This window comes from Streptomyces sp. SID5464, assembly GCF_009862985.1.
Classification (GTDB): domain Bacteria; phylum Actinomycetota; class Actinomycetes; order Streptomycetales; family Streptomycetaceae; genus Streptomyces; species Streptomyces chartreusis_D.
In genome coordinates this window covers 213310-227618 of record NZ_WWIQ01000072.1, presented here as the reverse complement: position 1 = coordinate 227618, position 14309 = coordinate 213310, and the positions used below count along the sequence as shown (strand labels likewise).

The 14309-nt window shown below is 69.6% G+C and carries 14 protein-coding genes and 2 pseudogenes; 7 read left to right on the top strand and 9 right to left on the bottom strand.

The window, feature by feature from the left end; genetic code table 11:
• The 4 genes from GTY47_RS34880 to GTY47_RS34865 all read right to left on the bottom strand — a co-directional run.
• A partial coding sequence (locus GTY47_RS34880; protein ID WP_010040885.1) for an FAD-dependent oxidoreductase occupies positions 1-974 on the bottom strand: 974 nt, incomplete at its 3' end.
• 112 nt (positions 975-1086) lie between these two features.
• The gene (locus GTY47_RS34875) at positions 1087-2145 is read right to left on the bottom strand and encodes a tartrate dehydrogenase (protein WP_010040884.1); all 1059 of its coding nucleotides are present in this window, start codon (positions 2143-2145) and stop codon (positions 1087-1089) included.
• 73 nt (positions 2146-2218) lie between these two features.
• Positions 2219-3103 carry a LysR family transcriptional regulator gene (locus GTY47_RS34870; RefSeq protein WP_010040882.1) on the bottom strand — a complete coding sequence of 295 codons (885 nt, stop codon included), beginning with the start codon at positions 3101-3103 and terminating at the stop codon, positions 2219-2221.
• 94 nt (positions 3104-3197) lie between these two features.
• Positions 3198-3914 carry an FCD domain-containing protein gene (locus tag GTY47_RS34865; protein WP_010040880.1) on the bottom strand — a complete coding sequence of 239 codons (717 nt, stop codon included), beginning with the start codon at positions 3912-3914 and terminating at the stop codon, positions 3198-3200.
• Between the two features lie 143 nt (positions 3915-4057).
• Between GTY47_RS34865 and GTY47_RS34860 the strand changes: the two are divergent.
• Positions 4058-4434 (top strand): annotated as a pseudogene (locus GTY47_RS34860) (alpha/beta hydrolase fold domain-containing protein); the annotation flags it as partial.
• A gap of 71 nt (positions 4435-4505) precedes the next feature.
• Here GTY47_RS34860 and GTY47_RS34855 read toward each other — a convergent pair.
• Complete coding sequence (locus GTY47_RS34855) at positions 4506-5546, bottom strand: LacI family DNA-binding transcriptional regulator (RefSeq protein WP_010040875.1); 1041 nt, start codon at positions 5544-5546, stop codon at positions 4506-4508.
• Between the two features lie 485 nt (positions 5547-6031).
• On the opposite strand from GTY47_RS34855, the gene GTY47_RS34850 reads away from it, so the two are divergent.
• The 5 genes and pseudogenes from GTY47_RS34850 to GTY47_RS34835 all read left to right on the top strand — a co-directional run bounded on the left by GTY47_RS34850 (position 6032) and on the right by GTY47_RS34835 (position 9066).
• The gene (locus tag GTY47_RS34850; protein WP_010040874.1) at positions 6032-6520 is read left to right on the top strand and encodes a GNAT family N-acetyltransferase; all 489 of its coding nucleotides are present in this window, start codon (positions 6032-6034) and stop codon (positions 6518-6520) included.
• A gap of 17 nt (positions 6521-6537) precedes the next feature.
• A pseudogene (locus GTY47_RS41455) lies at positions 6538-6660 on the top strand (IS5/IS1182 family transposase); the annotation flags it as partial.
• 190 nt (positions 6661-6850) lie between these two features.
• A complete protein-coding gene (locus tag GTY47_RS34845; RefSeq protein ID WP_231911200.1) occupies positions 6851-7309 on the top strand; it encodes a MarR family transcriptional regulator in 459 nt (152 codons plus the stop codon).
• The gene (locus GTY47_RS34840; RefSeq protein WP_010040870.1) at positions 7306-8739 is read left to right on the top strand and encodes an MFS transporter; all 1434 of its coding nucleotides are present in this window, start codon (positions 7306-7308) and stop codon (positions 8737-8739) included. Before GTY47_RS34845 ends, GTY47_RS34840 begins: the two co-directional genes overlap by 4 nt.
• A 33-nt stretch (positions 8740-8772) precedes the next feature.
• Complete coding sequence (locus tag GTY47_RS34835) at positions 8773-9066, top strand: DUF1330 domain-containing protein (RefSeq protein WP_010040868.1); 294 nt, start codon at positions 8773-8775, stop codon at positions 9064-9066.
• 303 nt (positions 9067-9369) lie between these two features.
• Here GTY47_RS34835 and GTY47_RS34830 read toward each other — a convergent pair whose 3' ends face one another.
• Entirely contained in the window at positions 9370-10323 is a 954-nt protein-coding gene (locus tag GTY47_RS34830) for an aminoglycoside phosphotransferase family protein (RefSeq protein ID WP_010040866.1), read from the bottom strand.
• Between the two features lie 315 nt (positions 10324-10638).
• The gene (locus GTY47_RS34825) at positions 10639-11226 is read right to left on the bottom strand and encodes an RICIN domain-containing protein (RefSeq protein WP_010040863.1); all 588 of its coding nucleotides are present in this window, start codon (positions 11224-11226) and stop codon (positions 10639-10641) included.
• A gap of 440 nt (positions 11227-11666) precedes the next feature.
• Here GTY47_RS34825 and GTY47_RS34820 point away from each other — a divergent pair, with 440 nt between their 5' ends.
• Positions 11667-12911 carry an acyltransferase gene (locus GTY47_RS34820; protein WP_267880841.1) on the top strand — a complete coding sequence of 415 codons (1245 nt, stop codon included), beginning with the start codon at positions 11667-11669 and terminating at the stop codon, positions 12909-12911.
• 11 nt (positions 12912-12922) lie between these two features.
• Here the strand turns inward: GTY47_RS34820 and GTY47_RS34815 are convergent, their stop codons facing one another.
• Together GTY47_RS34815 and GTY47_RS34810 are read right to left on the bottom strand one after the other, a co-directional pair.
• Positions 12923-13471: an RICIN domain-containing protein gene (locus GTY47_RS34815; RefSeq protein ID WP_010040859.1), complete on the bottom strand. Its 549-nt coding sequence runs from the start codon at positions 13469-13471 to the stop codon at positions 12923-12925.
• Positions 13472-13553: 82 nt separating this feature from the next.
• Positions 13554-14099 (bottom strand): RICIN domain-containing protein, encoded by a 546-nt coding sequence (locus GTY47_RS34810; protein ID WP_010040858.1) that lies wholly within the window; start codon positions 14097-14099, stop codon positions 13554-13556.
• Positions 14100-14309: the final 210 nt, after the last annotated feature.

The following is a 14309-nucleotide window of genomic DNA, read 5'->3' as shown; positions in this document are numbered from 1 at the left end:
CCGACGAGCGGGTTTCCGGACTTCGTGTAGCCCTCCATGTAGGCCGACATCCTGATGGGATCGGGGTTCAGGTCGGGCATGAGTTCACCGATGAGCTCGCGGAAGATGCCGAGTTCCTCGGGGCGGACCGTACGGTCGAGCCGTTCGGGCTCGGGCACCGGCGCATGGTATTTGAAGGAGAGACCGAGCTTGACGGAGATGCCGTCGGGCGACGGGATCCCGAAGCAGTCGTGGGGTGTGGCGCGCACGAAGGGAGGGGCACCGCCCGCGAACCAGTCGTGGCGGGTGGGCAGGTGCCAGGAGCAGACCACCCGGCGGACCTCGATGGTCCGGGGAAGGTCCGGGAGCAGCGTGTTGATCCAGGGGCCGACGGTCACCACGGCGGCGTCCACGTGGTCCGTGCCCTGGTCGGTGACCACCCGCACCCCGCCGCCCGCCGCGGGGACGACCTCGCGCACCGTGGTGTAGCGGTGCAGCAGGGCGCCCAGCTGTTCGGCACGGGCGGCGGCGGCCTGAATCGACGCCTCGGGTCTGATGACGGCGCCCAACCGGTCGAGAACGGCGGTGTGTCCGTCCGGGAGCCGGTGCTGCGGGTAGCGGCGGGCGAGTTCCTCCCGGTCCAGTACCTCGTGATCCAGTCCATGGGCGGCGCTGGTCGAGAGGAGGAGGCGCATGGACGGTGAGGCGCCCTCTCCCATCACCAGGCTGCCGCTGCGGCGTCGCAGCGACCGGCCCGTCTCCGCCTGGAGCTGCTCCCACATCCGGTCCGCGAGCCGCAGCAGCGGAATGTACCCGGGCTCGCCGAGGTGGGCGGCTCGGTAGATGCGGCTCTCGCCCCCGGCGGCGCCGCGGTCGTGGCCCGGTGCGTACCGGTCGTAGCCGACGACCTCGGCTCCGCGGGCGGCCAGTCGCCACATGGCTTGGCTGCCCATGCTGCCGGCACCGATCACGGCGACGCGCTTCCGGATGCTCATGAGGTCGCTCCTTTCTTCCGGTTTGCCCGGCTGGGAATGGCGTTCACTGTCAGCCCGGGAAAACTGCAGGTCAACCCAGGCTGTGTGCCGCGTTGAGGCAGGGGGAGACGGCTCAGAGGAGCTCGATCAGCTTGTCGGTGAATTCGGCGGTGGTCGCGGTTCCGCCCAGGTCACGGGTGCGGATATCGGTCTTGGCCAGGATCGAGGCGATCGCGTCCGTGATGTCCCTGGCCGCGGCGGGATGGCCGAGGTGGTCGAGCATCATGGCCGCGGACCAGATCGCGCCCAGCGGGTTGGCGATGCCCTGGCCCGCGATGTCGGGTGCCGAGCCGTGCACGGGCTCGAACATCGAGGGGAAGTCGCGCTCGGGGTTGAGGTTGGCCGCCGGGGCGATGCCGATGGATCCGGCGACGGCGGCCGCGAGGTCGCTGAGGATGTCACCGAAGAGGTTGGAGGCGACGACGACGTCGAAGCGGGCCGGCTCGAGGACGAACTTGGCCGCGAGCGCGTCGATGTGCTCCTGGTCCCAGGCGACCTGCGGGAACGAGGCTGCCCGCTCGGTGACGAGCTGGTCCCAGAACGGCATGGTGTGCACGATGCCGTTCGACTTGGTCGCGGAGGTCAGGCGGCCGCCGCGCTGGGAGGCGAGCGTGAAGGCGTAGTCCAGCACGCGTGTGACGCCGGCCCGGGTGAACACGGCTTCCTGCACGGCGATCTCGTCCGGGAAGCCGCGGTTGAGCCGGCCGCCGACCTCGCTGTACTCGCCTTCCATGTTCTCCCGCACGACGACGACATCGACCTCGCCCGGCCGGGCGCCGCGCACCGGGCTGTCGATGCCTTCGAAGACACGGATGGGCCGGAGGTTGACGTACTGGCGGAAGCTGCGCCGGATCGGGATCAGCAGCCCCCACAGCGACTCGTGGTCGGGCACCCCCGGGTATCCCACCGCGCCCAGCAGGATCGCGTCCTTGTCGCGCAGCTGGTCGATCCCGTCGGCGGGCATCATGGCGCCCTCCCGCAGGTACCGTTCGCACGACCAGTCGTACGACGTGTAGGACAGGCTGAAGCCGTGGCGGCGGCCGAGAACGTCGAGCACCTGCCGTGCTGGGGGCAGGACCTCGGCGCCGATGCCGTCGCCGGGGATCAGGGCAATGCGGTGGTTCGTCGTCATGCCGTCGATTGCAGCAGGGCGGTCCGTGGGGCGTCCAAGACGCATAGCGGATCTCCCTTATAAGCGGCGCCTATCAGAGGTCGGCGGCTGAGGTCGCGACCGTGACGAACGCGGCGGCTGCGGGCGACAGGCTGCCGCGGCGGCTGACCAGGGCGATGTCCAAGGTGTTCTCCGGCTCGATGTCCAGAACACGGACGCCCAGCCGCCCGGCGAGGTCCCGCCAGGAGTCCGTGACCACCGCGAGCCCGACCCCGGCCAGCACCAGAGGCATCAGCGACACCCGGTGCTCGGTCTCGACGGCGACGGCGAACTCGACGCCCTGCTCCCTCAGCGCGTCGACGTAGGCGCGCATCCCGGTACCCGGCTGCCCGACGATCAGCCGGTGTCCCGCAAGCTCCCGGGACTCCACCGCGGTCCGGTCAGCGAACGGGCCGTCGGCCGGCACCACCAGCACAAAACGCTGCCGCCCCAGCGCATGGGAGACGACTTCCCTGTCGGAAAAAGGACCGGCGGATGCAAGAAGCCCCAACTCCACGACACCCGTGCGCACCATGTCGATCACATCGCGCGAAGTGAACGCCGCGTTGATGGCCACCGAGACGCCGGGATACCGGTGACTGAAGGCACTGACCAAGGTCGTCAGCGGTTCCACCGCCTGCGACGGCATCGACGCCACATCCAGGCGCCCCTCACGCAGCTCATGCACCGCCGCGACACTCGCCCGCGCCGTCTCCAGACTCCGCACAGCCTCCCGGGCAGGCTCGATCAAGGCCTTTCCGGCCTCCGTCAGTACAGCCCTGCGCCCGATGCGATGGAACAGCTCGGAACCGAGATCACGCTCCAGCGCCCGCACGGCCTGCGACAGCGACGGCTGAGACACGTACAGAGCCGACGCCGCACGGTTGAACCCCCCACGATCAACGATCGCCAGGAAGTACTCCAGCTGCCGGATGTCCATACGCGCCCTCTGCCCTCAAGAAATCAACCGACGATTCGATCGGTCCCGACGATGGTGGCGTTGATCAGATACTTCGCGCACGGTAGGTCTGTCCTCACGAGTGCGCCGCAGCCTGTGCAGGGGCGAGCTGGTCGAGGTCTGCGAGAGCCTTGGCGAGCAGGTTCAGCATGGCGAGTTCGGCGCGGGTCGGGTCCTGGGCGCGGATGGCGTCGAGTACCGCGCGGTGACTGGGAACGGGGTCGTCGGCGCCGCCGTGGCTGTGGACCATACGGTCGCGTTCCTTCAGGCCGGGTTCCAGGAGCATGTCCATCCGCCGCAGCAGTTCGTTGCCGGTGGCGGCGAGCAGCGCGCGATGGAAGGCCGCGTCGGCCTCGGCAGCGGCCGCGGAGTCCGCCTTCGCCTGTCCCATGGCTTCCAGGGCGGCTTCGAGGGCGGCCAGGTCGGCGTCCGTGCGGTGCAGAGCGGCCCGGTGTGCTGCGGCGGGTTCGATGATGGCGCGCACGTCGGCGAGGTCGCGCAGCAGTCGGGTGCCGTCACCCGCCTCCATGCGCCAGCGGATGACATCGGCGTCGAGAAGATTCCAATGGGCCCGTTCCCTGACGAAGGTGCCGCGCTTTTGCCGCGCGTCGGTCAGACCCTTGCCCGCGAGGACCTTGAGCGCTTCGCGCATGACGGTCAGGCTCACGTCCAGTTCCGCTCCGAGGGCGCCGATGTCCAGGATCTCGCCCTCGGCGATCTCACCTCTGACGATGCGCGCGCCGAGTGAGTGCACGACCTGTCCGTGCACACCACGACCGGAGTAGGACGCCATGCGGTTCTCCTCGGGTTCGAAGGGCTGAAGGGGGCTTGCCGGGCTGGTGGGTGAGCCTTCGGCGACCTTGGCGTGTCGTTGTCTCACAGTCTACCGGTGAACATTATTTATGGATATTTCTTCCCACGGAGTGTGGGCGGTTCCCCGGGCCGCCGGGCGCGCCGGCTGTCGCACCGCTGATCCGCCGGCCCGCCGGCGTGACCGAGCCACGTCCGGTCGTCACGACATCCACGGCGGCGACATGGTGACCGGCACCCACCGGCCGGGGTTCCCCTCGACTCGGCCGAGGAGCTGGGACTGGTCGTGGTGTGCGTCGAGTACCGGCTCGCTCCGGAGCATCCGCACCCGGCTCCGGTGGAGGACTGCTACGCGGGGCCTGCTGCGGACGGCCGAGCACGCGAAGGAGATCGGCGGCGACCCCGATCGCATCATCCTCGCGGGTGGCAGCGCGGGCGGCGGGCCCGCCGCGGTGGTGGCGCTGCCGGCCCGCGATCGGGGTGGCCCGCGCGCGATCGGCCAGATGCCGAGGCCGGCTCCTGGGAGAAACGGCACAGGCCGGCTGAGAGGGCACCTCTCCTTGGTGCTGCCGGTCTACACCGGAGGAGGAGCGGTGGTCCGTCGCGGCACGAGAGAGGGGGAGAGCTTGACCTGTACCGATGATTTCCCGCGGTCGGCGATCCGCTCCAGGAGGAGGCGCGCGGCGTTGCCGCCGATCTCGCGGCCCGCCTGGTCGACGCTCGTGAGGGAGATCGGGCCGAAGGAGGCGAAGGTCGTGTTGTCGTACCCCGCCACCGAGACGTCGCCCGGCACCGACAACCCGGCTTCGGCGAAGGCCTCCAGCACTCCCATGGCAACGATGTCCGCACCGGCGAAGACCGCCGTGGGCCGGCGAGGCCGCGCGAGCAGCTGCCTGGCGCCCTCGTAACCGCCCTGTTGGGTGTAGCTGGTGGAGACGACATCGATCTCCTCCGCGAGACCGTGGGCTCGCATGACGAGCCGATAGCCGTCCGCGCGCTGGGCGTTGGGCATCTCCTCGCTGCGGGTCGGGTCGGTTTCGTGGTGCTCGATGTGGGCGATCCGGCGATGACCGAGGTCGACGAGGTGACCGACGAGCATGGACGCGCCCGCCACGTCGTCGTCCGTCACGGTGTCGTACACCGGGGAGTGCCCGTGGCGGCCGACGACCACGGTCGGTACGGCTGAGGCGATGTGCTCGAGTCGGGGGCGCGACGACACGGGGGCGATCAGGATGATGCCGTCCATCCCGCGGTCGATCATGGCTTCCGTGACGCGTGCCTCCGCCTGCTCGTCGTTGCAGCCGCCAGGCCCCAGGAAGACCTGGTAGTCGGTGTCCGCGAGCCGGCCGGTGATCCCGTCGAGGATCTCGGGGAAGAAGGGGTTGCGGATGTCGGGCAGCGTCACGCCGATGGTGTACGTCTGGCCGCGCAGGCCGCGAGCGGCCGCGAGCGGCCGGTAGCCCAGCTCGTCGATCGCCCGGCGCACCTTCGCGCGCATCTCGGGGCTGGCTCCGTAGGCGTTGCGCAGCACCTTGGAGACCGCCGTCGTCGACACCTGGGCGTGACGCGCGACGTCGACGATCGTGACGCGGCGAGGCGGTGCCGACGGTTCCATGCCAGTGCCCTCCGGTGAATGGGGAACGTTGCCGGAGAGTGTACGGATCCGGCCACGGTTCAGTAAGGCGGCGGCGTGATCGTCCCGTGTCGACATCGCGGATCGAAACCGGGTCATCCGCAACAGCTGCGCAGCATGCGGCCCTCTTGACGCCATGCGGGACGCTCTCCAAGGTTTGGTCACACCCTTCGGGAAACGTTACCCACGAAGCTGGTCCGGGGTCCGACCCCGGCACCCGACCACATCCCCCCAGACGCGGACCCGGCCGACGGCCGCACGTGCCGACTCGCTGCTGGACCTTGGCGTTGGGCCACAGCTGGTCCATGAACGGCACGGTGCAGGGCAGCGGCAGCCTCCTCTCGCCGCCCGGGGCGCCAGCCTCGTCGTGGTGAGCAGTGTGGCGGGCCACCCCGTCGACGGGCGAACCCCTGCCGAGCAGCCGACCCGCCGGACGAAGGCACCCCACGGTGCGAAATACTCACCCGATGAGTTCACGCACTTCCCTGATCGGCCAGCCGATCACGATACGGAGGGCCGTCGCGCGGGATGCCAAACGGCTCACACGGCTCGTGCGTGGCTCAGGCGCCTATGAGGGTAAGTACGCAGCCGCAGTCGCGGGTTACCGGGTCGGTCCTGATTACATCGAGGCCCACCGCGCCTTCGTGGCCGTCGGCGCCGACGAGTATGGCGGCCGGGTCCTCGGGTTCTACTCGCTCGTCCTCGCTCCGCCGGAGCTCGACCTGCTGTTCGTCGCCGACGAGGTGCAGGGACGGGGTATTGGGCGGCTGCTCGTCGCCCACATGCAGTCCGAGGCCCGCGCCGCCGGGCTCGACCGTGTCAAGGTCGTGTCGCACCTTCCCGCCGAGGACTTCTACCACCGCGTCGGTGCGGTGCGGACGGGGACCGTGTTCGCGAACCCGCCCGCAGTGCCGTGGGACCGTCCCGAATTCGAGTTTCGTATCTTTCCGGAATGACACGGTGTGCCGGTTCGCATGCAGCCGAGGCCCGCAAGCAAGGTGACCTGTAGAAGGAACCACCGGGCGGTGTCCTCGTCGAGCCCCGCGATCACGGGCTGGGACGCTCGCGCGGCGGGTTCACCACCAAGCTGCACCTAGGGTCCGTCTTCAAACGGATCCTGCCCGAAGCAGGGGGGACTGGACGAGCACTTCCTGGTCGACGGTCGCGGCAGGTTCCGGCCGCGCACCGAGCGCGATGGCCGGCCGCCGTCGCGGGTGCGGATCGAGGCCGCCCGCGCCAGCCGGCCAGTCCATAAACTGTGAATATAAAAATGCTATGCTTCGAGCGTGAGTCGTCAAGACACCGCTCCTGGCGCGTCCGCCGCCATCGGGGCAGCCCTCTACGGCCTGGCCACCAGGGCCGTGAGACGCCTGCCCCGGGACATGAGCCTGACGTCCGCCGCGACCCTGGCCACCCTGGACCGGACCGGCCCCCGGCGCATCACCGATCTGGCCGCGGTCGAGGGCGTCACCCAGCCCGCGATGACCGCCCTGGTCCGGGTGATGGAGCAGTCCGGCCTGGTCGAGAGGCGGGGCGACGCGTCCGACAAGCGGGTCACGCTGGTGTGCCTGACCGAGGCCGGCGCCTCCTATGTCCGGACGCGGCGCCAGGCGGGCGTCCACGCGTTCGAGCGGTTGATCGGCGAGCTCACCGGCGACGAGATCGAGGCGCTGGTGGCGGCCCTTCCGGCGCTGAAGCATCTGGCAGAGCTCGAAAGCCAGGACCGCGAAGCGCCGAAGCAGTGACCGGGCAGCCGGTCGGCGGGGCCGCGGTGAAGGCGTTCCCGGTGGCGCGTTCCGAGGCGCGGCTGCTGGTCCCCGCCCTGATGTTCATCGCTCTGGTCGTGGCGGCGGTCGCCAGCCTCGGGACGCCCCTCATCACCAGCGTGGCGACCTCGTTCCACGTCTCGCTCGACAGCGCGCAGTGGACGCTGACCGTCGCGCTGCTCAGCGGCGCCGTCGCCACGCCGGTCCTGGGCCGGCTCGGAGCCGGCCCGCACCGGCGGGCCACGATCCTCGCCACGCTGGCGGTCGTCGTCGCCGGCAGCGCGCTCACCGTGCTGCCGCTGCCGTTCGCGTGGCTGCTGGCCGGCAGGGCGGCCCAGGGCATCGGGCTCGGGCTGACGGCGCTGATGATGGGCGTGGCCCGGGACCACCTCCCCGAGGAGCGCAGCGCGGCCGTGGTCGCCCTGATCTCGGTGGTCTCGATCATCGGGGCCGGTGTCGGCTACCCGCTGGCCGCACTGCTCGCCGAACTCGGCGGGGTACGGGCCGCCTACGGCCTCGGCCTGGTCGTCACCGCCGCCGCCCTCCTGACCGCGTGGCGCTCCATGCCCGAAGCCCCCGAAGGCCGCTCCGCCCACGTGGACGTGGCAGGCGCGGTCGTCCTGGCCGCTGCGCTGCTCCTGGTGCTGTTCCTCGCCGGCGAACGGAATCTGTGGAGCCGGCACCTCGCCGTGGCGGCGGGCCTCGCCGCCGTCGCGGTGGTACTGCTCTGCGTCTGGGCCGTCGTCGAGTTGCGCAGCACGACACCCCTGGTCGATGTGCGGGCGGTGCGGCATCCGGCGGTCGCCGGGGCGAACCTCGCCATGTTCGTCGGCGGGATCGGCATGTACCTCCTGCTGACGCTCATCACCCGGTACGCGCAGACGCCGCACGGCGCCGGCTACGGCTTCGGGCTGACGACCTTCGTCGCCGGGCTGGTCCTCATCCCGTTCTCGGCGCTGGGGTTCGTCGCCGGCAAGCTCACGCCGCGGGTCCGGAAGCGGGTCGCCGACCCCCTGCTCCTGGCGGGCAGCGCCGTCGTGGTCGGCGGCGGGTTCGCCCTGTTCGCGGCGGCCCGGTCGGACCTGGCCGAACTGTTCGCGGCGATGGGCGTGCTCGGCTTCGGAGTCGGCGGCTTCTCGGCCGCGATGCCCGGCGTCATCCTGGCCGTCACCCCCAAGAGCGAGACGTCGAGCGCCATGAGCTTCAACTACGTCGTCCGCAGCGTCGGATACTCCCTGGGCAGCGCCATCGGCGGCCTGATCCTCGCCGCGGGCACCGGCCCCGGCCACCTCTTCCCCGACGACAGCGCCTACACCACCGCGGCGCTGGTCGGCATCGGCGCCATGGCGATCACGACGCTGACAAGCCTCGCTCTCGCCCGCCGACGCTCGTCCGAGACCAACCCTTAAGGCAGATGCACTCATCCCCACACTGGAGGTTCCATGCCCAAGGGCTACTGGGTCAGCGTCTACCGCACCATTTCAGATCCTGAAAAGCTGGCTGCTTACAACAAGCTGGCCCGCCTGGCCGTCGAGGCCGGGGGTGGTCGGACCTTCGTCCGTGGCGGTCGGGTCGTGGCGCATGACGCCGGAATCGCCGAGCGCACCGTCCTGGTCGAGTTCGACAGCTTCGAGCAGGCCGTCGCGGTGCACGAGAGTGCGGCCTACCAGGAGGCGCTGGTCGCCCTCTCCGACGGCGTCGAACGCGACTTCCGCATCGTCGAAGGCATCGAATGACCGAGGTCCAGTCGGATCTTCACTGAAGGCGCACAGAGCTCCAAGAAGCTCGACTCGCCGAGGTGCTGTGCAACGGCAGCTACACCCTCACCCCGCTCGGCCACGACGCCCGCGAGGCCCTGCGTTCGGTCACCGAGTGGTCACAGCGGTGTGGGGCGCCAGCGCAACCAGTTCTGACACCAGCTTGCCCGGGAGTTCGGGGCGGGACGGATCATCGCCACGGGATACGACAAGCCGGCGTTCCGCTACGAGGCGACCGTCCTCGTCGCTGCCATCACCGAGTGGCTCTGACGGACGCCCACGTCAGGCGCTGAACACGGCGTTGCGGCGTAGCTGTTCCGTGCACCACCGGAAGTGCCCGTCACGGTCGTCCAGGCCGAAAAGGTCGTAGGTCGTGAGGGCGTATGCGGCCTGATAGGCGGTGAGGGTCGCTGGCGCATACCCGAGTTCGCGGGCGAACAGCCTGGTGAGTTCCGCAGTGTGCTCCTCGGCGTGCGGCCCGTACATGTCCCAGATGGCGGCGGCGACGGCGGCCTCGAAGGCCGGATCGCCCGCGGTCGTGTAGAAGCCGAAGTCAAGCACCGCGACGGGCCGGCCGGTCGCGTCGATGTGGATGTTGGGCGGGACGAGGTCGCCATGGATCGCTGTCACCGGGGCGTCGGGGAGCGAGCGCAGTGCCTTCAGCGTGCGTTCAACTCCCGCCTCGAAGTCCGGCACGTAGGCAGCCAGGGCGGCACCGTGCCGGGCTGCGGCCCGGGCGGCCAGGGCCGCGAGCGCGTCGCGGAAGCAGTCGTGATCCCGCCACAGTGGACGGTCGTCACCCTGGACGGTCAACTGGCGCATGGCGTCGGTGCCCGGCACGGCGGCAAGACCGCGCAGAACGGCGATCAACGCGTCGCTCTGCTGGGTGGGCAGCTCGCGCTCATGGGCCGTGTGCGCGGAGTCGACCCGCATCGGGTCTCCGGGCAGCTCACGCTCGTACGTCACCAGGACGTCCTCCTGGTACTCGACGTCGAAGATCTCCGGGGTGGAGAACGGCAGCGGATGCTGCGCAAGGTCCGCGTATACCTGGCGGACGAGATCGAAGTCGGCTGGCGGCCGACCGCTCCACACCTTGGCGGCCCGGCCCTCGCCCAGCCTGTAAACGACGCCCTCGACACCAGCGCCGATACGGCGGACACCCGTGTGCCCGCGGTCGGCGAAGTATGCGAGCCATGGGTCGGAGAGTGGGGCTTCCGCGTTCGGGAGGTTCTCCATCCGCGTATTAGACCAGCAGCCGCACGGACCTCACTGGAGGTATTCGTGCCGCGCCTCGCCCGCACCCCGGACCCTCGCCGCCGGCCCCGACGGCCGCACCCTGGCCGTCGACGGCGACGCAGGCGAGGGCGCCGGATTCATGCCCGGAGCACCGGAGGTCCCGGACCCCACGGGCCGGGACCTCCGATGGCAGCTGCCTACCGTGCGACTGTCGCAGGGCAACTCTTCAACCCTTGTGCTGAGTTGCCGTGCTGGCGGGCTGTTACAAGGGGAGTGGCTCGCGCTCTGACCGGACAGCCGGGGCGGGCCGCTCGATCACAGCAGGTCGAGGATCCAGCGCTGGTTCTCCGACCCGTCGCACGTGAACTGGGCAGCCTGTGCGCCGTTGGCGGTGCTGGCGCCCGAAATGCCCAGGCACTTGCCGCTCTTGCGGTTCTGTAGCCTGGCATCGTCCGTCGGCCCGCCCGAAACGGGAATGATCACCCAGTCCTGATTGGCGTCGCCGGACCCATTCGCGATGATCGCCGCCGCGCCGTTGGCGGTGCTGGCGCCGTCGATGCCCAGGTTCTTGCCCGAGCGTCCGTTCTCGAAGCTGAAGAAGTCGCCGTCCTGGATCATGTCCCAGTACTGGGAGGAGTTCTGGTCGTTTCCGGGCTGCTGGACGACTCTGGCGCCGTTCGCCGTGCTGTTGCCCGTCGGCTGCAGGAACTTACCGGACTTCGCGTTCCTGAGCCCGACGATCGGGGCTGCTGCTGCCCGTGCGTCGAGGGTCGACAGCTGTAGCGGGTTCGGGGACCAGGAGTCGCTCGGCGACTGTGCGGAAGCGATCGCCGGGCTGGCGACCGCCATCAACGCTCCGATGGCAACGGCCGCGACGGTGTTCCTGGTACGCGATGTGCGCATGAGACTTCTCCTCACGATTGGTGTTACTGGGGTGACCGCGAGTACTCAATCAGAGGTACAAATGAATCGCTAGATCGTTCGAATAATCGACTGAAAGCACTTTCTTGACGGATGGCACACGACATGCAGGCGTTCAGATCAGCACCAGGTGAAGGGTCTTCCCGCCCCGAACAGGGCCCGACATCCCAACCCGCCTTCCGGCCCTTGGCGGAAATTCGATGCTCGATTTTCAGCAGGGCCAATTCCGGCCGACGGCTGACATGCCGACGCGTGGGGACCGGGTGGGCCGAAGAATGATCGGCATACAGATGAACATGGGCGGGGCGCCGCACGTGAAGACGGGTATGGAAGCCTCCCACCGCGTCGAGCCTGCGCTGCGGCCGTTACCCTCTGCACCGCAACGATCACCCGCACCTCGGACGCCGGCGGATCCAGCGCGGCTGGGCTGGCTGGACGCGTTGCGCGGTATCGCGGCGCTCGTCGTGGTGTTCGACCACTCGTCGTACGCCTTCATGGCGGAATTCCGGGCCGAGTTGATGCCGGAATTCAACACCAGTAGGTACGGCATCATGGTGTTCTTCCTCGTGAGCGGTTACATCATCCCCGCCTCGCTCGAACGGCGGGGCTGTGTCCGGACCTTCTGGATCGGACGCGTCTTCCGCATCTATCCGCTGTGGGCGGCCGTCGTCGCCGCGGTCCTTGTCGCCAACGTGGTGGGGGTCGCGCAGATCCGTGACTTCGACGGGCAGAGCTTCGCCACGGTGGCCGCCGCCCATGTCACGTTGCTCCAGGAACTGCTGGGAACGCCCAACCTCCTGCTCGTCCTGTGGACACTCTCGTACGAGATGGCCTTCTACCTGCTGGTGGTGGCTCTCTTCTCACTGCGGCTTCACCAGCGGTCGGCGCCGGTCGCCGTGACCCTGGCCGTGCTGGCCGCAGTGAGCGTGACCGTGGCGAGTGCACTGCCCGTGTCCGCTCTCACCGACGCGGTCGGAACCGGCCCGCTGGTAGCCGTCGCCGCGATCGCCATGGTGGTCGCCATCTGCTGTGCGAGCGGCACATCAGCCGCGCTACGGGTGTCGGGGGGCGTGCTGGGCGGGGTGCTGGGGCTCGTGCTGGTCGCCTTCAACAGCACGGTCCCCATGTGGGAGGGACTGGTGATTCTTGCCGTCATGTTCCTGGGCACCGCCGTGTACCGAGCCGAGAGCGGTGAGAGCACCTGGAGGTATGCGGCTTGCACCGCGGTCGTCGTGGTGGCCTGCGCGGTAGGGGCGGCCTACGCCTACGGCGACGGGTCCCACTTCACGCGGCGCGCCTGGATCCTGTCGTTCCTCCTGGCCGTGCTCACGTTCGGCGTCGGGCTGGCGGTTCGCCGGCGTCTGATACCGCGCCCACTGATGTGGCTCGGGACGATCAGCTACTCGGTCTACTTGGTGCATCCGGTCCTGCTGGCGGTCACCGACGGCACGATCGGCCGCTGGCGGGAGAACAAGCCGTTGCTCGAACTGGCCTTCTACGCCGTGCTGTTGCCCCTGTGCGTAATGACCTACCGTTACATCGAGGCACCGGGGCAGGCGGTGGGGCGAAAGGTGGCGCGGCGCGTTCGGCGGCCGGGGCGGGAGTCCGTGCCGCCAGGGAGCAACGGAGGTCCCGGACCGAAACGGTCCGGGACCTCGCCACCATGATCTGGCGGTCGCTACGAGATCGTGACCCAGCCCTGGTTGGCGGAGCCGTCGCACGGGAACTGGGCGGCGGCCGCGCCGTCGGCGGTGCTGGCGCCCGAGATGCCCAGGCACAGGCCGCTCTTGCGGTTCTTCATCGCGTAGTACGTCCCGTCATAGACGCCCCAGTCCTTGTACCAGTCCTGGTTGAGGTCGCCGGACGGAGTCGCCGTGATGGCCGCCGCGCCCGCCGAAGTGCTGGCGCGGTCGATGCCGAGGTTCAGCTTCGACTGCCAGTTCTCCCAGCTGTAGACGGTGCCGCCCTCCGAAAGGACGGTCTCCCAGAGCTGCAGAAAGCTGTCGTTGCCGGATCGCTGCACGACCTTGGCCCCGTTGGCGGAGCTCACGGCCTGCAGGTACTTCCCGGACTTGAGGTTCTTGATCTTGATGGTGGCGAGGGCACGTCTCGGCGTCGGGTCGTCGCTCTGCTGCGACGGAGTGTGGGCGATCGCCGGGCCGGCTGCCGCCAGCAGCGCTCCGGCCAGCAGGGCCGCGACGGCGGCGCTCCTTCGTGTTGCGAGCATGGCATGACTCCCTGTGCTCGTGGGGGGTTCAGTGGTGAGAGTGGCCAGTCAGTTCGAGGGGGACGGAACGCCCGTACCTGCTCTAGTGCATCGCCCAGCCCTGGTTGGCCGAGTCGTCGCAGGGGAACTGGGCGGCCTGCGCGCCGTTGGCGGTGCTGGCACCCGAGATGCCCAGGCACAGGCCGCTCTTGCGGTTCACCATGGCGAAGTACTCCCCGCCGTAGCCGTTCCAATCCGCGAACCAGTCCTGGTTGATGTCGCTGGACGGAGTCGCGATGATGGCCGCCGCACCGGCGGAGGTGCTCGCGCCGTTGATGCCGAGGTTCCGCCCCGCCGCCTGGTTCTCGAAGGTGTAGTAGTCGCCGAAGAGGTACACCTCCCAGATCTGCAGTGACTGGCCACTGGTCGTGGGCTGCTGAACGACCTTGGCGCCGTTGGCGGTGCTCACGGCCTGCAGTGCCTTTCCGGACTTGAGGTTCACGAGCCGAGCGGTGCTCACGGCGATCTTCTGGGGCGCCGGGTCACTGCTCTGCGGCGACTGGGCGTGGGCGACGGCCGGGCCGGCCGCGGCCAGGAGTGCTCCGGCCAGCAGACTCGCGACGGCGGTGCGGGTGCGTGTTGCGCGCATGACATTTCTCCTGGTGTGTGAGGGCCCGGTGGTGTGCCACGGCCGACACAAAGGTCGCGCCGGGCTCGGCATCCGGAGTGAAGTCAGAGGAGAGCGCCCCGTCGCCGCGGGGCTTGGGCAGCGGGGGCGGCGCCGACCTCCAACGGGTCGGTCGGCTGGTTCGCGAGGCCCGGATCGCGCCCGGTCGGCGCACAGGTCGGAGCCCGGTCG